The following is a 19,445-nucleotide window of genomic DNA, read 5'->3' on the forward strand; positions in this document are numbered from 1 at the left end:
CCCTCCCTCTGTCCCGGCGGTGGAACGGCGCCCGCGTCGTGACCTCGCTCGACAAGGCTCCGGCCGTCGCCCCGATGCCCGAGACCGAGCTGGCGGCCGTGCGGCGGCGCATCACCGCCGTGCTCGTCGCCAGTCAGATCCTCGGCGGGCTCGGAGTCGCCACCGGCATCGCGCTCGCCGTCGTGCTGGCGCAGCAGGTGAGCGGCACCGAGGCGCTGGCCGGCCTCGCGCCGACCGCAACCGTCGCGGGGACGGCGCTGATGTCCGTGCCGCTGGCCGCACTGATGACGGCCAGGGGACGGCGGCCGGGGCTGGTCCTCGCGTATCTGATCGGCGCTCTCGGTGCGGGCGTCGTCGTGCTCGGCGCCGTCATGGACAACTTCGTGGTGCTGCTGGTGGGCATGGCCGCGTTCGGCGCCTCCTCGTCGGCCAATCTCCAGGCGAGGTTCGCCGCCGCGGATCTGGCCGTGCCCGAGCGGCGTGGCCGTGCCATCTCGAACGTGGTGTGGGCGACCACGATCGGTGCGGTCCTCGGCCCCAACATCGCGGCGCCCGCGGGCCGTAGCGTCGCCGGTGCCGGCATACCGGCCACAGCCGGTCCGTTCGTCTGGGCCGCCGGAGTGTTCCTCATCGCGGCGGTCATGGTCCTGGTGCTGCTGCGGCCCGACCCGCTGCTGACCGCCCGTGCGCTGTCGCCCGCCGACCGGTCCCCAGAGGGCCGATCTCTGCGGGCCGGGGTGCAGGCCGTGCGCGAGTCCCCCATGGCCCGGCTCGCGCTGGTGACCGTCGCCCTTTCGCACACATCCATGGTGTCGATCATGTCGATGACACCTGTGGCTCTCAGCCACCACGGCGCCGGCATAGAACTGATCGGGCTCGTCATCAGCGGCCATATCGCGGGCATGTACGCGTTCTCGCCGGTGATGGGCTGGCTGGCGGACCGGGTCGGCCGGCTCGCGGTGATCGGACTCGCCGTCGGTCTGCTGTCGGTGGCCGCGCTGCTCGCCGGCACGGCGGGTGCGAGCCACGTCCAGACCGCCGTGGGGCTCTTCCTGCTGGGACTCGGCTGGTCGGCGGGCGTGGTCTCCGGTTCGGCGCTGCTGACCGACTCGGTGCCGCAGCCTGCCCGGGCCGCCGCCCAGGGCCTCTCCGATCTGGCGATGAGCGCCACCGCCGGGCTCGGCGGCGCGGCCGCGGGCCTGATCGTCGCCCAGGCGGGCTACGGCTGGCTGAACCTGGTCGGAGCCTGTCTGCTGCTCCCGATGGCGGCCCTGACGATCCGCAGGTCGATCCGCTGACGCACACGGGCCCGGGACTTCGGGTCGGGTGTCCCGTCAGTGGCTCCAGGTCCGGGACGCGTTCTCCGGGGTTTGGGCGGCCCGCCGCTGTGCCAGGGATGGGACATGCAGCTCACCGAGATGACCGAGGAAGTACGGGAAGCACTCGCCACCCACCGGCCCGTCGTGGCCCTGGAGTCGACGATCATCGCGCACGGGCTGCCGCGTCCGCGCAATCTGGCCGTCGCCGAGGAACTGGAAGGGCTCGTACGGTCCGAGGGGGCCGTCCCCGCCACGATCGCCGTCCTGGACGGACGGGTCCACATCGGCCTGGACAAGCGGCAGTTGGACCGCGTCGCCGGGGACGACGACGTGCGCAAGCTCGGGCACCGGGACCTCGCACCGGCGCTGGCCTCGGGAGCCTCGGGGGCGACGACGGTGTCGGCGACGGCCTTTCTCGCCTCGCGGGCCGGTATCCGGGTCTTCGCGACGGGCGGGCTCGGCGGGGTGCACCGCGAGTGGACGCACTCCCAGGACGAGTCCGCGGATCTTCGGGTGCTGGCCCAGACACCGATCGCGGTGGTGTGCGCGGGGGTGAAGTCGGTGCTGGACGTTCCCGCGACGCTGCAACGGCTGGAGACCCTGGGTGTCGGGATCCTCGGCTACGGGACGGATCGTTTCCCCGGCTTCTATCTCACCTCCTCCGGGGAGCCGGTCGACTGGACGGTCCACTCCCCCGGTGAGGTCGCCGAGGTGATCCGCGCCCGGGAAGCGCTCGGCGGGCCGGAGTCCTCACTGATCGTCGCCAATCCGGTAGCGGAGTCGGACCAGCTGGATCCGGCGCTGCACGACCGCGTGCTCCGCGAGGCGCTGGACGAGTGCACGGAGCGGGGCATCGTGGGTCAGGCGGTGACGCCGTTCCTGCTGGAGTTCCTGATGCAGCGGACCGAGGGCGCGTCGCTGGAGGCCAACATCGCGGCGGTGCGCGGGAATGTGCGGCTGGCGGCGCGGATCGCGGCGGCCCTGTGAGGGCGGAGCTTCCCGCTCCGTTCGAGGGGGGAGCCGTGCCCGCGGGCGCGCTGCTCGTCATCGGGGACGTCGTCACCGACGTCGTCGCACGTCATGCGGCACCGCTCAGCCACGGCACGGACACAGCGGCCGAGATCCTCATCCTGCCGGGCGGCGCGGGTGCCAACGTGGCCTGCTGGGCAGCGCGCCGGGGCTGCGCCGACGTACGTCTCCTCGGCCGGGTCGGCCGCGCGGAGGCCGGCTGGCACGAGGAGCGGCTGCGGTCCGCCGGGGTCCGCCCGCTGCTCGTCCCCGACGACGGGGCGCCGACCGCCACGGTCATCGCGCTGGTCGACGCGAGCGCGGAGCGCACGTTCCTCACCGACAGCGGCGCGGTCCTGCGCATCTCACCCGCCGACTGGTCGCCGTCGCTGCTGGACGGCGTCGGGCATCTGCACATCTCCGGCTATCTGCTCTTCGCCGAGTCCAGCCGAGAGCTCGCGCGTCTCGCCATGGCCTCGGCGCGTGCCCGGGGCGTCCCGGTGAGCCTGGACCCGGCCTCGGCGGGCTTCATCCGCGGTGCCGGCGCACCGGAGGTGCTGGCGGAACTCGACGACGTGGACGTCCTCGTCCCCAACGCGGACGAGGCGTGCCTCCTCACGGGTCTGACCGATCCGGCGGACGCGGCGGCACGGCTCAGCCGCCGGGTTCCGCTGACCGTCGTCACTCTGGGCGCCGGGGGCGCGCTGGTGGCCGAGTCCGGTGAGATCACGGCCCGCGTTCCGGCGCCGCGGGCCAGTGCGGTCGACTCGACGGGCGCGGGCGACGCCTTCACGGGCACGTTCCTGGCGGCGCGGCTCGCCGGGGCGGACCCTGCGAGTGCGGCGGCCGAGGGCTGCCGGGCCGGCGCGGAGGCGGTGACGCTGATCGGCGGCCGGCCGGCTCAGCCCGTCCCGCCCCACGCGGGATGACGCGGGTCGTCGACACGGACCAGCACATCGGCGGCCCCGGCGGGCCCCACCTCGTCCTCGTACCGCTGGAACGCGGGCAGGGTCCACTGTTCGCTCTCCGGTGTCCGCCTCCGCAGCGCACCGGGCGAGAGCTGGAGGTGGACGGTCAGGTCGAACGGGAACCAGTGGCCGAGCAGAAAGGGACCGTGCAGCAACAGCACTCCCCCGGGCGGGAGCCGGACGCGCGGGCTGCGGGTCGCCCGGTCGGTCGCCGGATCCCACAGATCGGGCAGGACGAGCCCGCTGCCCCCGGCCTCCAGCGGCCCGAAGACCTCCCGCCACAGGGCGCCCGTGTCGAACCAGCCGCTGTAGTACGAGTCGGGGTCCTCGCGCCCGTACTCCAGGCGCAGCGACGCGGGTCGCAGGAAGCCTTCGGTCCCGACGACGAGAGCGCTCCGGCCGCGCAGCCGCAGCGCCTCCTCGACGCGCCGGGCGAACTCCCCTCCCGGCGCCCCGCCGGCGCCGTCCACGGCGACGCGCAGCCACGGGCTGCCGTCCTCGGCCTCGACCGCCGTGACCGTGTCCGCCACGGCCTCGGTCAGCCGCTCCCAGGTGATCGCTTCGAGTCGCACGGGTCCCATGATGCGGCGGACGCGGTGGCGATGCCCGAAGGAGGGGGTGGTGGTGCTGCCCGGCCGAGGCCGGTATCGGTGCCCGACGGGAGTGCGGCGGCGGTGCCCGACGAACGCGGGTGGGGCCGAAAAGGAGCGGGCCCGGAGGCGTAGCCGGCCCCCGAGCCCTGTGATGCCGCCCATGTGGCACGCCGGCACACTTGAGGACCCCGGTCAGTCATGATGTCGTCGCGTCCTGCCTTTGGACCACCGCACATCGAGCTGTGCGGGCCGGACTTGAACCGGCATCTCGGCGTACTGGGCCGGGGCCCGGTCGATCCGGCGATCGGCGGCGAATACTGAATCTGGAGCAATAGTCTGAGATTGACGGCGGCTGCCTCTGCCAGGCTTGGGCTACCGCGGCGCGTGACATGCCGCGGGGAGGATTCGAACCTCCACTGGAACCGCCTCGTTCACGACAAGCTTCAGTTTCAGCTTGCGCTCCTCGCGCACCCCGCCCGCACAGCAGCGGACGGGGAGTCTTGAAGGCTACCCGAACAGGTAGCCGAACACCGCGTCACCCACGCGCTCGTCGGTGACCTCCGCGCCGTTGGCCTCCTCGCGCGCGAACTTCACGGCCTGCTGCAACTTCTCCACCCGCTCCAGCAGTTCGTTCACCCGCCGGGCCGGCAGCGCGCCGGAGAACTTCACCGTCGTCCAGTAACCGACCGGGATGTCCTCGTAGTAGACCTCGACCTGGGCCGGGTGCTTCTCGGTCGCCTCGGCCTTCACATGGTTGCGGGGCACCTTCTTGGTCCGCAGCGTGCGGACCGCCTCGGTCTTCCACGCGTCCGTCGACGGGTCCTGCGTCCACGACTCCGACGCGTCCAGCACGGGCAGCTTGCGCACGAAGGTGTTGATGTCCGTCAGCTGCTTCTCCAGGAACAGGAGGTACGCCACCGGTACATCACTCACGAGCACCCGCCCGTCCACCGTCACATCGGCGCGCGCGGTGCAGTTCGCCCAGTCCTTGGTGGCGGTCACGTCGAACAGCCGCGTCAGCGTCTTCGCCGTGTCGCGCAGCACGTCCTCGGCCTTGACCTGGACCCGCGTGGACTCGGGAGGAAGCTGCTCCCCTTCCTCGTCCTTGGGCTGGTACGTACGCGAGATGCCGGCGAGCAACGCGGGCTTCTGGAGCCCGTGGTGAGCGGCCGTCAGGTCCTGGTGCGTCTTGGACTTGACGCCCTTCTCCACTGCGATGATCTGATTGAGTTTCGCCACGTCGATCACGGTACCAAGACCTTCCGACGCTCTCGAACCCTTATTCGGAGCACCGGGACACGGCCGGAACGACCGGTGGCACCGTGCGCAGCAGACTCCGGGCGGCCGGCGCCGGAGCGGCCCGCATCGACGACTGTCGGTTGCGTCCCGGCGCCCATCAGGCGCTGGTCCGCGTCCCGTTGATGCGGGCGACCATCAGGCGTTGGTCCGCGTCCAGTTGACGTGTGACCATCCGCAGGCGCGCCGGCCCTGGCCGCGTCGGCCTGCGCGGTGCCCGACCGCATGCACGGGGCGCCGGACGAGGCCGACCGGGCGGATCGCTCCGAGCAGGCACCTGAAACGCTCTCGGAGTTGCTCGGCGCGCGGCGCCGGGTGTCAGGTGAGCCGGCGGACCGGGCTGCCCGCGAGATACGCCGCGATGTCCTCGACCGCCTGGGTGAAGTAGCCCTCGTAGTTGCGCCGGGTGACATAGCCGAGGTGCGGCAGGCCGAGGAAGTTCGGTGCGTCACGCAGCGGATCGTCGGCCGGCAGCGGCTCGGCCGCGAACACGTCCGATCCCGCTCCGGCGATCCATCCCTCGTGCAGCGCCCGCACCAGCGCGGACTGGTCGACGATCGCCGCGCGTGAGGTGTTGACGAGATAGGCCGTGGACCGCATGCGCCGCAGCTCGTTCTCCCCGATCAGCCCGCGGGTGCGGTCACCGAGCTGGAGATGGACGGAGACGAAGTCGCCTGCTTCGAGGAGTTCGTCGAGCGAGGCCGCGCGGACGACGCCGTGCTCCGCGGCCCGTTCGTCGGTGAGATTCTCGCTCCAGGCCATGACGTCCATACCGAAGGCCTGTCCCACGCGGGCGACCTTGACGCCGATCTTTCCCAGCCCGAGGAGGGCGAGCCGGCGGCCGTACAGGTCGGCGCCGACGGTCGACTGCCAGGGCCCGTTGCCGCGCAAGGCCACGTTCTCCTCGACGACATGGCGGGCGAGACCGAGGATCAGCGCCCAGGTCAGTTCGGCGGGAGGCTCCGAGCTGCTGGCGGTGCCGCAGACGGTGACGCCGTGCCGGGCGGCGGCCTCCAGGTCGATGGACGCATTGCGCATGCCGGAGGTGATCAGCAGCCGCAGCCGGGGCAGGCGGGCGAACAACGAGGCGGTGAAAGGGGTGCGTTCGCGCATCGCGACGAGGATCTCGCAGTCGCCGACGGCGTCGGCGACCTCGTCCTCGGAGGCCAGATGGCGGGCGTGGGAACGGACTTCGACGTCGCCCGCGACGGCCGACCAGTCGGCCAGGGAGAGCGCGACCGCCTGGTAGTCGTCGAGCACGGCACAGTGCAGCGTCATGGGAGCGGAGCGTACCCGGTGGGTACGTGCTGACATGGACGTGGTGGTGATCGAACCACGGAAGGGACGGTACTGCGCGGAGTGCCGTCAGGGGCCGCTGGCGATGCACATCCGGGAGTTCAACGCGCCGCTCTGCCCGGTCTGCGCGGATCTCGCGCACCTGGTCCACCTGCCGCGGGGTCCGCGGCACTCACCCGCCGCGCCCGCGAGGTGAGTTCGCTCTCGGCGGTCGCACCCGGGCCCTTGGCGCGGCGGCCGGGCGCGACGCGGTGACCCGGACGCGCCGCGGTCGTGGTCCGCTTCAACCGCCGCCGCCGGCGGTACGAGCGGCAGGGCCTGCTCGTCGAGGAAGCCACTCCGGCCCGTGCCGAGTCGGCCTGCCACGCGGACGCGCCGGCCCGGGCACGCCGCCGGGAACGGGACGCGGCCCGGCGTGCGGGCGAGGACATACGCTTCACGGCTGAACTGGCCGCCAGGATCCCGAGGTTGTTCCCCCGCAGTCCGCTCCACCCGCGCGCAGGACATCGCCGCGCACTCCACGGCGCGCGGCAGCGGTCGGGCGGCCCGCACCGCCGCGGGCCGGTCCCTGGAGACAGGAGCGGTGACAGCCGCGGTACGGGCCGCCGTACGGCATCTCGACACCGGGTACGACGCGTTGCCGACCGCCGGAGCCGCCCGCAAGGAGGCACGGGCACGGGTGTCCGCCGCGATCGAGACGGTGCCGGCGTCGTGGCGGCAGCCGCCTGCCCGGTAGCTTCGGAGCGGGGTGTTCTCAGGCCCCGCCGCGGCGTGCCCGCCGGTAGAGCATCGCTCCGCCGAGCAGCAGTGCGGCGCTCGTGGGAACCGCGTAGCCCATCGGTCCGGAGCCGGTGTGGGCGAGCTCGACGTCCGTCTCGGGCAGCGGTGCGTCGGCGCGTTCGACCGGCTTGGGCGGGGCGGGCCTGGGCGGGGTGACGGGGCGCGGCTGAGCGGGCGGCTGCCCGGGGTTGTTGGAGGAGGAGTTGCCCACGGAGGCGTTGCCGATACCGACCACGTTCACTGAGTTCCCCGTGACGTTGACCGGCACATCGACCGGAAGCTGGATGCCGTTGCCGGACAGGACGCCCGGGGAATCCTTTCTGCCACCCTCTGCGGTGGCTCCCTTCGAGCCGTGTCCGGCACGCCGGCCGTCGTCCTGCGAGGTGTTCTCGCAGGAATTGCCGGCGGCCGGATTGAGCAGCCCGACGACGTTGATCGTGTTGCCGCACACATTGACCGGGACGTGTACCGGAAGCTGCACCGTGTTGCCGGCGAGCACACCGGGTGAACCGGCCGCGGCGCCGTCCGCCCCGGCGTCGGCGTACGCGTGTCCCGTCAGCGCGAGCGCGCCACCCGTGAGCATCACGGTGGCCAGACCCTTTCGGTGAAGCTGCCTCATGTTCCCTGCCTTCCGGAGAAGTTCGCGGGCACTCGCCCGCACCGGGAACAACGACGCCCTGACGCCATCCGGGTTACGTGGCCCACGCCTTTCACTCCATCGAGTGGGCAGCATTTCGAACTGGGCGGGGTAAGCGGTATCGCCGTCTCCACCGTGCCGGACAGGTTTCAGCCGTCGTAGTCCTGGATCCGCTTGCCCTTCCGCCGCTCGGTCAACGCGGGCAGTTCCGCGTTCAGTTCGGCGACGATCTCCGGCACGTCGAGGGTGAGCAGCCGGCGGTCCCGCATGAGGATCCGGCCGTCGACGACCGTGGTGGTGACGTCGGCCGAGCGCGCGGAATGCACCAGGGCCGCGGCCACATCGTGCAACGGCTGGGTGTGCGGCCCGCTGAGGTCCACGAGGATCACATCGGCCCGGCGACCGGGTGCCAGCGACCCGATCTCGTCTCCGAGTCCGACGGCCCGGGCGCTCTGCAAGGTGGCGTGGCCGAGTGCCTGCCGGGAGGTGAGCCAGGCGGGGTCGTTCTCCTCCGACTTCTGCACGAGGGCGGTCAGCGCCATGCTCTCCCACACGTCCAGGGTGTTGTTCGACGCGGCCCCGTCCGTCGCGAGTCCGACGGCGACGCCGGCGGCCACCAGACCGCGGACGGGCGTGGTGTCCCATGCGAACTTGAGGTACCCCTTCGGCGCGCTGGCGACCCCGATGCGTCCTGTGCCCTCCCGCAGGACGTCCAGGTCCTTCGGGGTGATCCCGGTCCCGTGAGCGATGAGAACGTCCACGTCGAGCAGCCCCGTGCGCTGGAGCACACCGATGGGCGTGCGGCCGTACCGCTCCAGGCTGTTGTCGGTCTGTGCCCGGTTCTCGGCGGCGTGGAGGTGGACGAGCAGCCCGTGCCGGCGCGCGAGGGCGGCGGTGGCCGCAAGATCGTCGTCGTCCACGGTGTACGGCGCGTGCGGCGCGAGCGAGGTGGTGATCCGGCCGTCCGCCGCGCCCCGCATCCGCAGCGCGAAATCCAGGGAGCGCTCGCGTCCTTCGGCCCCCTGGCTGGAGAAGAAGGCCCAGCCGAGATTGGCCCGCAGTCCGCTGTCGGCCACCGCGGCCGCGACCCGGTCCATCGAGAAGTAGTGATCGGCGAAGGTGGTCACCCCGCCGCGGATCATCTCGGCGCACGCCAGCCTCGCACCGAGTTCGACGACGCGGTCGGTGAGGTTGGACTCGATCGGCCAGATCCAGTCGTTGAACCACTCCTCGACGGGCATGTCCTCGGCGATCCCCCGCAGAGCGACCATGGGCGAGTGGGTGTGGCAGTTGATCAGACCGGGCATCGCCAGCTGCCCGCGTCCGTCGATCCGCTCCACGGCCTCGAGCGAGGCTGCCTCGCGCGTGGAGGTGACGGCGTCGATCACTCCCCCGCGCACCACGACGGCGGCGTCCTGCACGAACTGGATCTGCCCGCTGTCGTCGTGCACCAGGGCGGTGCACCCGTCGATGACAAGATCAACCATCCGGTTCTCCCTCCGGCTTCCGGCCTCCCGGCCGCTGACCTCTGTGCCCGGGAGTCGCCTTCCGAACGGCCGGCGTCCCCGTGCGGGTGGTGTCCGGCCGACCTGCGCGGCCTGCCGGGCACACCGGCACGGACCTTGCCGGCCCGGGAGTCGCCTTCCGAACGGCCGGCGCCCCCGTGCGGGTGGTGTCCGGCCGACCTGCGCGGCCTGCCGGGCACACCGGCACGGACCTTGCCACAGTGAGGGCGCGCCCGGCAGACCGCCGTGCTGACGCCGGACGGAAGGATCCACCCGTGCCCACCTCGAAGCAGCGCTCACTGCTGGCCGCCGCCGGTGCCGTTGCCGCCGTGCTGACCCTGGCGGCGCCCTCCGCCACCTCGGCACTCGACGGCCCGGAGCCGAAGGCGGCCGAAGCGACGGCAGTACCGGCCGCGGTGACGGAAATGCCGGCCGCGGTGACGGAGGTACCGGCCGGGGCGGTCGGGGCGACCGCGACGGCGGGAAGCGCCTACGTCGAGACCCGGCTCTTCTTCGGTACGGAGCGTCCCGACGGCGGGCCCGATGTCACCGACGAGCAGTTCATGGCCTTCGTCGACCGCAGTGTCACCCCGGGCTTCCCGGACGGGCTGACGGTCCAGGACGGCCGCGGGCAGTGGCGGGACGCCAACGGCACCATCGAGAGGGAGCGGTCGTACGAGCTGACGCTGCTGTACCCGGCGTCGCAGGCCCGTGCCCGCGGGCCGTTGATCGAGCGGATCCGCGAGGCGTACCGGGCGGCATACGGGCAGGAGTCGGTGGCCCGCCTCGACGAGGCGACCCTCGCCGACTTCTGAATCCGCCCTCGGAAGCTCTTTCTCAGAACCGCCAGAACCCTCACGACTCTCCGAAGCGGACGGGCAGCGCGATGAGCCCCCGGGCACGGGCGGACGGCCGCCGGCGCAGCTCGCTCTCGGCGGTGTCGAGCGCCAGCCGGGGGAAACGCTCCAGCAGCGCGCCGAGTGCGACGCCGGTTTCGAGGCGGGCGAGCGGTGCTCCGAGGCAGTAGTGGATGCCGTGGCCGAGCGCGAGATGCCCCGCGGTGTCACGGCTCAGGTCGAGCCGGTCCGGCTCCGGAAAGCGGGCGGAGTCGCGGTCTGCGGACGCCAGGGACAGCAAAACCGTCTCGCCCGCCGGAACGGTCACTCCGCCGATGGTCACGTCCTCGACCGGGAAGCGGCGGATGGCCAGCAGGGCCGGGCCGTCGTACCGGGCCAGCTCCTCGACGGCGGAGCCGATCCGCGTCGGATCGGCCCGCAGTGCGGCGAGTTCGTCGGGGTGCCGGAGCAGGGCGAGTGTCGCGTTGCCGATCAGCTGGACGGTGTTCTCGTAGCCGGCGAAGAGGATGAGAAAGGCGAGCGACGTCAACTCGTCCTCACTGAGCCGGTCTTCACCCTCCTCCCGTACCGCGATCAGCGCGGAGAGCAGATCGTCCGCCGGTTCGGCACGCTTGTGGGCGAGCAGCTCGTGGAAGAAGCCGAGCATGCTGCCGATGGCCTGCTTGGCCCGGCCGGGCTGTGCGGGGTCGGGGGCGACGAGGGCGTCGGTCCAGTCGCGGAAGTCGCGGCGGGAGTGCGGCGGTACTCCGAGGAGTTCGCAGATGACGGCGATCGGCAGCGGAGCGGCGTAGGCGGCGACCAGGTCCGCCCGGCCGTGCGGGGCGACGGCGTCGAGCAGCTCGTCGGCGATGCGCCGGACCGGTGTGCGCAGTTCCTCGATCCGGCGCGCGGTGAACGCCTGGGTGACGAAGCGCCGGATCCGTGTGTGGTCCGGCGGATCCATGGTGAGCAGGTTGGCGTCCAGGGCGGGCGGCAGGGCGAAGCCCCGGTAACTACCGGGCAGCGCATGCCGCTTGTCGAGGGAGAGCCGGGGATCAGCGAGCGCCTGCCGTACGTCCTCGTAGCGCGTGACGATCCAGGCGGGCGAGCCGTCTGGCCCGGTGATCCGTTGGACGGGGGCGGTCTCCCGCAGGCGGGCGTAGACGGCGTAGGGGTCGGTCAGCAGCTCGCTCGCCGGATCGTCCATGGTCATGACGCCAGCCTAGACAAGGCGTTCTGACGGATCGTCGGGGGTGCGGGCCGTACCTGGGCCGGGTGTTGGGCAGGACGTACCCGGGTGGAGCCGCGAGACGTACGGTCCCGGGACGAGTCGTGAGACGTACCGTCGGCACGGTTCGGCGTGCACCGTAGGGCCCCGCCGCTCGGACCGCCGCTCGGACGGTCATGAGCCGTCCGTCGAAGCCTCCGTCGCCGAAGATGACGAAAGGCAAGGAGTACACCCACTCCTTGCCACTCTTAACTTATAGCGCACCGGGGGGCTTGCGGCAAGGCCCCCGGTGTACCGCAGAATCGTCCGCCGATGCCAGATCCTGCGGAAATGAGTGCCACTGAATGCGTAGTGCGTTCGACCTTCCCGACCGTCTCTCCTCCAAGGACGACCCCACGCTGATCGCCGGCGACGAGCAGCACTTCGCGGCCATCGCGCAATGCCTCGACGAGTCGATCGCCGAGCTGTCCGACCGCCTCGACGCCGAGCGCCGGACACCCGGCGGCATCGGCCGGCAGGCCATGGACCGGGACATCGAGGTCCACCGGCTGACGGCGCGTCTGCGCGCGCTGCGGCGCTTCGGCCTGGACCTGTGCCTCGGGCACATGGTCACCGAGGACAGCGCCGAGCCCCTGTACGTCGGACGGCTCGGCCTGACCGACAGCGAGGGCCGCCGGCTGCTGCTGGACTGGCGCTCCCCCGCCGCCGAGCCCTTCTTCGGCGCCACGCACGCGAACCCGATGGGTCTGGCGAGCCGCCGCCGGTACCGCTGGGCCCGTGGCCGGATCAACGACTACTGGGACGAGGTGTTCACCTCGGAAGGGTTCGTCGGGCACGCCGCCCTGGACGACCAGTCCGCCTTCATCGCGAGCCTGGGCAGCAACCGGTCGACGCGCATGCGGGACGTGCTCGGCACCATCCAGGCCGACCAAGACGCGATCATCCGTGCGGGCTCCCGCGGCGCTCTCGTCGTCGACGGCGGTCCGGGTACGGGAAAGACCGTCGTCGCGCTCCACCGCTCCGCCTACCTCCTCTACTCCGATCCTCGCCTCGGTCACCGCCGGGGCGGCGTCCTGTTCGTCGGTCCGCACCAGCCCTATCTGGGGTACGTCGCCGACGTGCTCCCCAGCCTCGGCGAGGAGGGCGTGCAGACCTGCACCCTGCGGGACCTCGTCACCGAGGGAGCCACGGCGGCGACCGAGACCGATCCGGAGGTGGCCCGTCTCAAGTCGTCCGCGAGGCTGGTGAAAGCGATCGAGTCGGCCGTCGGGTTCTACGAGGAGCCTCCGACGAAGGGGATGACGGTCACGACCCCCTGGTCCGACATCCGGCTGAGCGCCGACGACTGGGCCTCGGCGTTCGAGTCGGCGCCCGGTACTCCGCACAACGAGGCGCGCGACCAGGTCTGGGAGGAGCTGGTCACGATCCTGGTGGACAACCACGACGGTGACGCACCGGAGGATCTGCTCCGCAAGTCGCTGCGGCAGAACCGGGAACTGCTGACGGCCTTCAACCGCGCGTGGCCGCTGCTCGAAGCGGCCGACCTCGTCGGGGACCTGTGGTCGGTGCCCGCCTATCTGCGGATGTGCGCTCCCTGGCTCGACCGCGACGAGGTGCGCACGCTCCAGCGCGAGGAAGCCCAGGCCTGGACGGTGTCCGACCTACCGCTCCTGGACGCGGCCCGGCAGCGGCTCGGCGACCCGGAGACGGCACGGCGCAGACGCCGGCACGAGGCCGCCGTCGCCGCCGAACGGGAGCGCCGGGCCGACGTCATCGACATCCTGCTGCGGGACACCGAGATCGACGAGAGCCAGGGCGCGATGGGGATGCTGCACGGGAAGGATCTCCAGGACACCCTGATCGACGAGAGCGGACTTCCCGGCGCCGAACCCGACCTGCTCGCCGGGCCGTTCGCGCACGTCGTCGTGGACGAGGCCCAGGAACTCACCGACGCGGAGTGGCAGATGCTCCTGCTCCGGTGCCCGTCCCGGAGCTTCACCATCGTCGGCGACCGCGCCCAGGCCCGGCACGGGTTCACCGAGTCGTGGCGGGAACGGCTGGAACGGATCGGGCTCGACCGGATCACTCAGGCCTCCCTGAGCATCAACTACCGGACGCCGGAAGAGATCATGACGGAGGCCGAGCCGGTCATCCGGGCCGCTCTGCCGGACGCCAATGTGCCGACCTCCATCCGCAGCGGAGGTGTCCCCGTCCTGCACGGATCGGCTGCGGATCTGAGCGCGGTCCTCGACACCTGGCTCGCCGCCCACGACGACGGAACCGTCTGCGTCATCGGCGATCCCACGTTCCGGGCAACGTCTCGCGTCCGGTCACTGACTCCGGAGCTGTCGAAGGGCCTCGAGTTCGACCTGGTCGTCCTCGTCGACCCGGAGGCGTTCGGCCAGGGCATCGAGGGGGCGGTCGACCGCTATGTCGCGATGACCCGGGCGACGCAGCAGCTCGTGGTCCTCACGAGCTCCTGACACGCGTCCGACCGGACTCCCTACCCCACGCCGTGCGCGCCGGGCCGGTCAGCGAGCCGGTCCGGCCGGCGCGGGTCCGTCCACCGGTCCCCCCTGCGGCACCGGGGCGGTCATCTGCCCAGCAGGGCGGTGAGCGCGCCCACCGGGTCGGCGTCGGGTGTGCCGCGGGGCCACCAGTCCTCACGGTCCGTGTCGGACTCGTAGCCGTACCAGAGGCCGTCGCGGCCGAAGCGCAGCTGGAGCGAGCTGGTCGAGAGGTGGTTGCGCCAGGGACGGAAGTGCGGGAAGTCGGCGGCGGCGAGCGCGGGCCGGGCGCGGTCGAAGGGACCGGCGGGCGGGTCCCACGGTTCCTCCAGCACATCCAGGGCCGCCCGGCCGCCCTGTCTCCAGGCGGCCACCGCTCGCGCCAGATCGGTGGGCGTACGACCGGTGGCGGCGGCGAGGTCCCGGTACAGCGCGCGGGTGGACGCGGTCAGCCCCGAGCCCGGGTGAGCGGCGGCCAGCCGGATCGCGTCCTGCCAGACGGTGAGTCCGGCGATGGGGTCGGAGCCGGTGGCGAGGACGGTGTGCGCCCGGGCGGCGGCCTCGGTGGCGAGCAGATCGAGGGCGAGCGAGTCGAGCCCGCGGCCGCCCGCACCGGGTCCTTCGGGGTACGCCGGCGGGCGCCCCGGATGGAGGGGGACGGGGAACGGTGGCGGCAGGACCGGGAGCCCGCGAGCCGCGACGGCCTCGCGGGCCGGGACCGTCGGCACGGGTGCTGCCGTCGCGGCGGTGCTCCGCTCGGCGGCGGACCGGGTCGCGTTGCGGTGCGCGAGGGCGGCGAGGATCTCCCTCTCGCCCAAGCCGCGCATGAGGAACAGGACGAAGGGGTCCTCGTCGAGCAGCCGTGCCGTCTGGTAGCAGAGCGCGGCGGCGTGCTTGCAGGGGTAACCGTCGTCCGGGCAGGAGCAGTCGGGGATCAGATCGCCCGGGGTCGGCAGCAGGTCCGCCACCTCCGCCAGGGCGTGCGGCACATCCTTGTCGAGCAGGGCCGCGATGTGGTCCGGCCGGGAGGCCGCCGCCGCGAGGAAATCGTCCCAGTCGTCGTCGGTGAGCGTCCGCAGACGGATCTCCGTGCGGTACGGGCGGGGTCTGCTGCCGTGGACGTACGCCATGACACGGCCGGGGGTCACCGTGATCGCGTCGACGTGGCCGCGGCTCGCGTACGCCCGCCCCCTGACCAGCCTGGCCCGGTCCAGGGCGGTGTCCTCCAGCGCGTCCACCCAGGCGTTCCCCCACCAGCTTGCGGCGAAGTCCTCACCCGTCAGGGGCTGGAGCGCGGGGAACGTGCGCCGGCGGTCGTCGTGGCGGGCGGGTCCCGTGGAGCGGCTGCGCGGGCTCATGAGGGCCTCCGCAGGGAGACGAGGTCGGCGAGCTCCCGGTCGGTCAGCTCGGTCAGGGCGGCCTCGCCCGAGCCGAGGACCGCGTCCGCCAGGGCCCGTTTGGCGGCGAGCATGTCGGCGATCCTGTCCTCCACGGTGCCTTCCGCGATCAGCCGGTGGACCTGGACCGGCTGGGTCTGGCCGATGCGGTAGGCGCGGTCGGTCGCCTGCTCCTCGACCGCCGGATTCCACCAGCGGTCGTAGTGGATGACATGGCCGGCGCGCGTCAGGTTCAGTCCGGTGCCGGCCGCCTTGAGCGACAGGATGAACACGGGTGCGCCGCCGGACTGGAAGCGGTCCACCATGCGCTCGCGCTCCGCGACCGGCGTCCCTCCGTGGAGGAGCTGGGCCGGGATCGCCCGTGCGGCGAGATGGTCGGCGAGCAGCCGGGCCATCGCGACGTACTGCGTGAAGACCAGAACCGAGCCGTCCTCGGACAGGATCGTCTCCAACAGCTCGTCCAGCAGGGCGAGTTTGCCCGAGCGGCCGGCCAGCCGCACGGCGCCCGTGCCCGGCGCACCGCCGCGCCGCACGTGGCCCCCCGGGGTGCCGCGCTGCTCCGTGGGCGCGCGTTCCTTGAGGAACTGCGCCGGGTGGTTGCAGATCTGCTTGAGGTCGGTGAGGAGCTTCATCACCAGGCCGCGCCGCGCGATGCCCTCGGCGCCCTCGATCGCGGCCATCGTCTCCCGGACGACAGCTTCGTACAGCGACGCCTGCTCGCGGGTGAGCGCCACGGGATGGTCGGACTCGGTCTTGGGCGGCAGTTCGGGCACGATGCCGGGATCGGACTTCTTGCGCCGCAGCAGGAAGGGCCGCACCAGCCGGGAGAGCCGCTCGACGGCCTCCTCGTCCTCGCCGTGCTCGACGATGCGCGCGTGCCGGGAGCGGAACGCCTTGAGCGGGCCGAGGAGTCCGGGCGTCGTCCAGTCCAGCAGCGCCCACAGCTCCGAGAGGTTGTTCTCCACCGGGGTGCCGGTCAGCGCGACCCTGGCGGGTGTCGGGATGGTGCGCAGGGCCTTCGCCGTGGCGGAGAAGGGGTTCTTGACGTGCTGGGCCTCGTCGGCGACCACCATGCCCCAGGTGTGTCCGGCCAGCTGTTCCGCGCTGGTGCGCATCGTGCCGTACGTCGTGAGGACGAAGCCGCCTCCGGATTCCGGGAGGGTCCGGTCGGCGCCGTGGAAGCGGCGGACCGGCACACCGGGCGCGAACCGGGCGATCTCCCGCTGCCAGTTGCCGAGGAGCGACGCAGGGCAGACCACGAGCGTCGGGGCGGAACGCTCGCGCCGCAGATGGAGCGCGATCACCGTGACCGTTTTGCCGAGGCCCATGTCGTCGGCGAGGCAGCCGCCGAGACCGAGCGAGGTCATCAGGTCCAGCCAGGCCAGACCGCGCAGTTGGTAGTCGCGCAGGGTGGCGGTGAGCCCCTCGGGGTGCGGGACCGGTGCGGCGCCGGCCGTGAGCCGGTCACGCAGGGCCGCCAGGGCGCCGGTGGGCACCGCCTCCACCGTCTCGCCGTCGACCTCCGCGGTGCCGGTCAGCGCCACGGCCAGCGCATCGACGGGCTGGAGCAGCCCCAGTTCCCGCTTCCGCGCCTTGCGCACCAGGTCCGGGTCGACCACGACGAACTGGTCCCGCAGCCGCACGACCGGGCGGTGCGACTCCGCCAGCGCGTCCATCTCCTTCTCGGTCAGCGGATCGCCGTCGAGGGCCAACTGCCAGTTGAACGCGAGCAGTTCCGCACTGTCGAAGAAGGGGGTGCCGTCCGTCGCCGAACCCGGCGCGGGCCGTACGACGGCGGCGGCCGACAGGGAGCGCACGAGGTCCCGCGGCCAGTGGACGGCGACACCCGCGGCGGCGAGCCGTGCCGCTCCCGGCCCCAGCAGGTCGTACAACTCGCTCTCGGTGAGCGGCAGCACATCCGGGACGTCCCGCTCCAGCAGTCCGGCGAGCGGCGGCCAGACCCGGGCGGCACGGCGCAGCGCGAGCACCGCGTCGATCCGGGCACGGGGGCCGAAGTGCTGGTCGCCGTCGCCCGCCCACAGCCGGGCCGCGTCGATGACGAGTGTCGGGTCGGCGAGGCTGTGCACCTGTACGAGGGCCGCGCCCGCACTGCGCTCGGCGTCCTCCTCCGCGTCCGCGATGTCGAAGAGTTCGAAGGCCGACAGGTCCAGCCGCAGGGACACCCGGACCCCGGCGTCCATGCCCGCCGCGGCCTCCGCGGCCCATTCCCGCGCCCCCGGCAGATGCTGGGGCTCCTCGGCCGCGAACGGTGCGCCGGCCGCGAAGGCCGCGGCCGGGGTACGGGGAAGGGCGTCGGCGACCGCGTCGAAGAAGGCCCGCACCAGGGTCTCCGGTTCGGGCAGATCCAGGGGCTGCGGGCCGGGCACGGGGACGGCGTGTGCCTCGTACGGCATGGCGGCGGCGATGGCACGCAGCTGGGCGATGTCGTCCGCGTCCAGCGGGCCCGCGCGCCAGGCGTCGTGATCGGTCGGGGTCAGCCCCGGCAGCAGCCGGCCGCGCGCCACCAGATGCAGGGCGTGCAGCGCGGCCGCGCCCCAGCAGGCGGTGGCGGGGTGCGCACCGGGACGATGGCGTGCATTCGCCAGCAGCGGTACGGCCTCGGCGACGGACAGCAGCACGGCGGGCACGGTACGCACCGCCACGCTCCCGTCCGGAAGGTCCGGCCCGTCAGGTCCGGGTCCGGGTCCGGGTCCGGGTCCGACGACGGTGATCTCGGCGGTCGCGTCACGCAGCCGGTCGCCGTCCGGGTCCCAGAAGGCGACCCGGCCCTCGCGCGGGAGCGCTGCCGGAAGGAACACGGCGGCACAGCCGTGCAGCGCAGGCGTCGTCTCGGACGTCATCGGGTCACCTCCCACCCGTCGGTCGTGCGGTGGAGCACTGGATCTACGACCTTACGGGCGGGGTCTGACAATGACTGCCGACGGCGGCGCCGGTCCGCGTTGCCGGACAGGTCCGGCCGCGGCGATCATGCAGCCGGCGGCAGCGGACGTACGGATGGCGGGCCCTCGGCGTTCCGCGTGACGCCGTCCGGCTCGCGGCCGGCCGCGTCCCCGGCGGTCGGCTCGGCGGACGAGTCCCTCGGCCCGGGCTCCCGTACCGCCTGGGGTCCGGCCTCCGGAGCGGCAAGGGATTCCGGCTTCGGCTCCTGCACCGGCTCGTCCACCGTCCCCGGCTCGGACATGGTCTCCGCTGCCGCTGCCGGACTCTCCACCGCCGGTCCCGGCGCTGGTGGAGCCACCGCCTGTTGACCCGGTTCGGGCTGTGCGGCAGCGCCCGTCTGGGCCACCGGCGCCGGCTGCTGGGCGCGTTCCAGGAAGCGAAGGAGTTCCACCGGGAAGGGCAGCACCAGGGTGGAGTTCTTCTCCGCGGCGACCGCGACCACGGTCTGGAGCAGCCGCAGTTGCAGCGCCGCCGGCTGCTTCGACATCTCGCCCGCCGCCTCGGCCAGCTTCTTCGACGCCTGGAGCTCCGCGTCCGCGTTGATCACCCGGGCCCGGCGCTCGCGGTCGGCCTCCGCCTGGCGTGCCATCGACCGCTTCATCGCCTCGGGCAGCGACACGTCCTTGATCTCCACCCGGTCGATCTGCACACCCCAGCCCATCGCCGGGCTGTCGATCATCAGCTCCAGCCCCTGATTCAGCTTCTCCCGGTTCGACAGAAGGTCGTCGAGATCGCTCTTGCCGATGATCGAACGCAGCGATGTCTGCGCCATCTGCGAGACCGCGAACCGGTAGTCCTCGACCTGCACCACCGCGTCGGAAGGATCGATCACCTTGAAGTAGATCACCGCGTCGACCCGGACCGTCACATTGTCCCGGGTGATGCCGTCCTGCGAGGGCACCGGCATGGTCACGATCTGCATGTTGACCTTACGGAGCCGGTCCACGCCCGGAATGATCATGGTGAATCCCGGACCGCGCTCGGTTCCACGAAGGCGGCCGAGGCGGAAGACCACACCCCGCTCGTACTGCTTGACCACCCGGGCAGCGGCCAGCGTGTACACCACGGCTGCCGACGCGACCGACACGCCCGCAATCACCAGCTCCTCGACCAT

The 19,445-nt window shown here is 72.5% G+C and carries 14 protein-coding genes, 1 tRNA gene and 1 pseudogene; 6 read left to right on the forward strand and 10 right to left on the reverse strand.

Translation table 11 applies throughout. The annotated features are described in order from the left end of the window. The first annotated feature begins 74 nt into the window (after nucleotides 1-74). The 3 genes from OHA05_RS08420 (at nucleotide 75) to OHA05_RS08430 (ending at nucleotide 3,256) form a co-directional block, all read left to right on the forward strand. Nucleotides 75-1,298: an MFS transporter gene (locus tag OHA05_RS08420; protein WP_328863354.1), complete on the forward strand. Its 1,224-nt coding sequence runs from the start codon at nucleotides 75-77 to the stop codon at nucleotides 1,296-1,298. 105 nt (nucleotides 1,299-1,403) lie between these two features. Beyond that, the gene (locus OHA05_RS08425) at nucleotides 1,404-2,306 is read left to right on the forward strand and encodes a pseudouridine-5'-phosphate glycosidase (RefSeq protein WP_328860196.1); all 903 of its coding nucleotides are present in this window, start codon (nucleotides 1,404-1,406) and stop codon (nucleotides 2,304-2,306) included. A 35-nt stretch (nucleotides 2,307-2,341) separates the two neighbouring features. Next, entirely contained in the window at nucleotides 2,342-3,256 is a 915-nt protein-coding gene (locus OHA05_RS08430) for a carbohydrate kinase family protein (protein WP_328860197.1), read from the forward strand. Here the strand turns inward: OHA05_RS08430 and OHA05_RS08435 are convergent. The 4 genes from OHA05_RS08435 to OHA05_RS08450 all read right to left on the reverse strand — a co-directional run bounded on the left by OHA05_RS08435 (nucleotide 3,229) and on the right by OHA05_RS08450 (nucleotide 6,462). Further along, nucleotides 3,229-3,867, reverse strand: a complete 639-nt coding sequence (locus OHA05_RS08435; RefSeq protein WP_328860198.1) for a uridine kinase — start codon at nucleotides 3,865-3,867, stop codon at nucleotides 3,229-3,231. The two genes, OHA05_RS08430 and OHA05_RS08435, sit on opposite strands and share 28 nt — an antisense overlap. 259 nt (nucleotides 3,868-4,126) lie before the next feature. Further along, a tRNA-Thr gene (locus OHA05_RS08440) sits at nucleotides 4,127-4,272 on the reverse strand. Nucleotides 4,273-4,395: 123 nt separating this feature from the next. Next, nucleotides 4,396-5,127 carry a DUF7873 family protein gene (locus OHA05_RS08445; RefSeq protein WP_327684835.1) on the reverse strand — a complete coding sequence of 244 codons (732 nt, stop codon included), beginning with the start codon at nucleotides 5,125-5,127 and terminating at the stop codon, nucleotides 4,396-4,398. A gap of 375 nt (nucleotides 5,128-5,502) precedes the next feature. Then, nucleotides 5,503-6,462, reverse strand: a complete 960-nt coding sequence (locus OHA05_RS08450; RefSeq protein ID WP_328860199.1) for a D-2-hydroxyacid dehydrogenase family protein — start codon at nucleotides 6,460-6,462, stop codon at nucleotides 5,503-5,505. 34 nt (nucleotides 6,463-6,496) lie between these two features. Here OHA05_RS08450 and OHA05_RS08455 point away from each other — a divergent pair. Further along, nucleotides 6,497-7,216 (forward strand): annotated as a pseudogene (locus tag OHA05_RS08455) (DUF2293 domain-containing protein). Nucleotides 7,217-7,234: 18 nt separating this feature from the next. Here the strand turns inward: OHA05_RS08455 and OHA05_RS08460 are convergent. Beyond that, on the reverse strand, nucleotides 7,235-7,879 hold the full coding sequence (locus OHA05_RS08460) for a chaplin (protein WP_328860200.1): 645 nt from the start codon (nucleotides 7,877-7,879) through the stop codon (nucleotides 7,235-7,237). 167 nt (nucleotides 7,880-8,046) lie between these two features. Continuing rightward, on the reverse strand, nucleotides 8,047-9,384 hold the full coding sequence (locus OHA05_RS08465) for an amidohydrolase (protein WP_328860201.1): 1,338 nt from the start codon (nucleotides 9,382-9,384) through the stop codon (nucleotides 8,047-8,049). A 293-nt stretch (nucleotides 9,385-9,677) separates the two neighbouring features. Here OHA05_RS08465 and OHA05_RS08470 point away from each other — a divergent pair, with 293 nt between their 5' ends. After that, nucleotides 9,678-10,217, forward strand: a complete 540-nt coding sequence (locus tag OHA05_RS08470; RefSeq protein WP_328860202.1) for a DUF3574 domain-containing protein — start codon at nucleotides 9,678-9,680, stop codon at nucleotides 10,215-10,217. 40 nt (nucleotides 10,218-10,257) lie between these two features. On the opposite strand, the gene OHA05_RS08475 is transcribed toward OHA05_RS08470, so the two are convergent. Beyond that, nucleotides 10,258-11,451, reverse strand: coding sequence for a cytochrome P450 family protein (locus tag OHA05_RS08475; protein ID WP_328860203.1), 1,194 nt, complete (start codon nucleotides 11,449-11,451; stop codon nucleotides 10,258-10,260). A 359-nt stretch (nucleotides 11,452-11,810) separates the two neighbouring features. On the opposite strand from OHA05_RS08475, the gene helR reads away from it, so the two are divergent. Further along, the gene (gene helR, locus OHA05_RS08480; protein WP_328860204.1) at nucleotides 11,811-13,949 is read left to right on the forward strand and encodes an RNA polymerase recycling motor ATPase HelR; all 2,139 of its coding nucleotides are present in this window, start codon (nucleotides 11,811-11,813) and stop codon (nucleotides 13,947-13,949) included. Between the two features lie 110 nt (nucleotides 13,950-14,059). On the opposite strand, the gene OHA05_RS08485 is transcribed toward helR, so the two are convergent. From OHA05_RS08485 to OHA05_RS08495, 3 genes are all read right to left on the reverse strand, one after another. Continuing rightward, entirely contained in the window at nucleotides 14,060-15,331 is a 1,272-nt protein-coding gene (locus OHA05_RS08485; RefSeq protein WP_313946984.1) for an SWIM zinc finger family protein, read from the reverse strand. Then, complete coding sequence (locus OHA05_RS08490) at nucleotides 15,328-18,231, reverse strand: DEAD/DEAH box helicase (RefSeq protein ID WP_328860205.1); 2,904 nt, start codon at nucleotides 18,229-18,231, stop codon at nucleotides 15,328-15,330. The genes OHA05_RS08485 and OHA05_RS08490 overlap by 4 nt, the downstream gene beginning before the upstream one ends. A gap of 125 nt (nucleotides 18,232-18,356) precedes the next feature. Further along, a complete protein-coding gene (locus OHA05_RS08495) occupies nucleotides 18,357-19,445 on the reverse strand; it encodes a slipin family protein (RefSeq protein WP_328860206.1) in 1,089 nt (362 codons plus the stop codon).

Source organism: Streptomyces sp. NBC_00306 (genome assembly GCF_036169555.1).
GTDB lineage: Bacteria > Actinomycetota > Actinomycetes > Streptomycetales > Streptomycetaceae > Streptomyces > Streptomyces achmelvichensis.

Bases quoted from the DNA above. Each gene is read 5' to 3' on its own strand.
- OHA05_RS08420 (WP_328863354.1), top strand. From the start codon at position 75: ATGCCCGAGACCGAGCTGGCGGCCGTGCGGCGGCGCATCACCGCCGTG.
- OHA05_RS08425 (WP_328860196.1), top strand. From the start codon at position 1,404: ATGCAGCTCACCGAGATGACCGAGGAAGTACGGGAAGCACTCGCCACC.
- OHA05_RS08450 (WP_328860199.1), bottom strand. From the start codon at position 6,462: ATGACGCTGCACTGTGCCGTGCTCGACGACTACCAGGCGGTCGCGCTC.
- OHA05_RS08460 (WP_328860200.1), bottom strand. From the start codon at position 7,879: ATGAGGCAGCTTCACCGAAAGGGTCTGGCCACCGTGATGCTCACGGGT.
- OHA05_RS08465 (WP_328860201.1), bottom strand. From the start codon at position 9,384: ATGGTTGATCTTGTCATCGACGGGTGCACCGCCCTGGTGCACGACGAC.
- OHA05_RS08475 (WP_328860203.1), bottom strand. From the start codon at position 11,451: ATGACCATGGACGATCCGGCGAGCGAGCTGCTGACCGACCCCTACGCC.
- helR (WP_328860204.1), top strand. From the start codon at position 11,811: ATGCGTAGTGCGTTCGACCTTCCCGACCGTCTCTCCTCCAAGGACGAC.
- OHA05_RS08485 (WP_313946984.1), bottom strand. From the start codon at position 15,331: ATGAGCCCGCGCAGCCGCTCCACGGGACCCGCCCGCCACGACGACCGC.
- OHA05_RS08490 (WP_328860205.1), bottom strand. From the start codon at position 18,231: ATGACGTCCGAGACGACGCCTGCGCTGCACGGCTGTGCCGCCGTGTTC.
- OHA05_RS08495 (WP_328860206.1), bottom strand. From the start codon at position 19,445: ATGGTCGAGGAGCTGGTGATTGCGGGCGTGTCGGTCGCGTCGGCAGCC.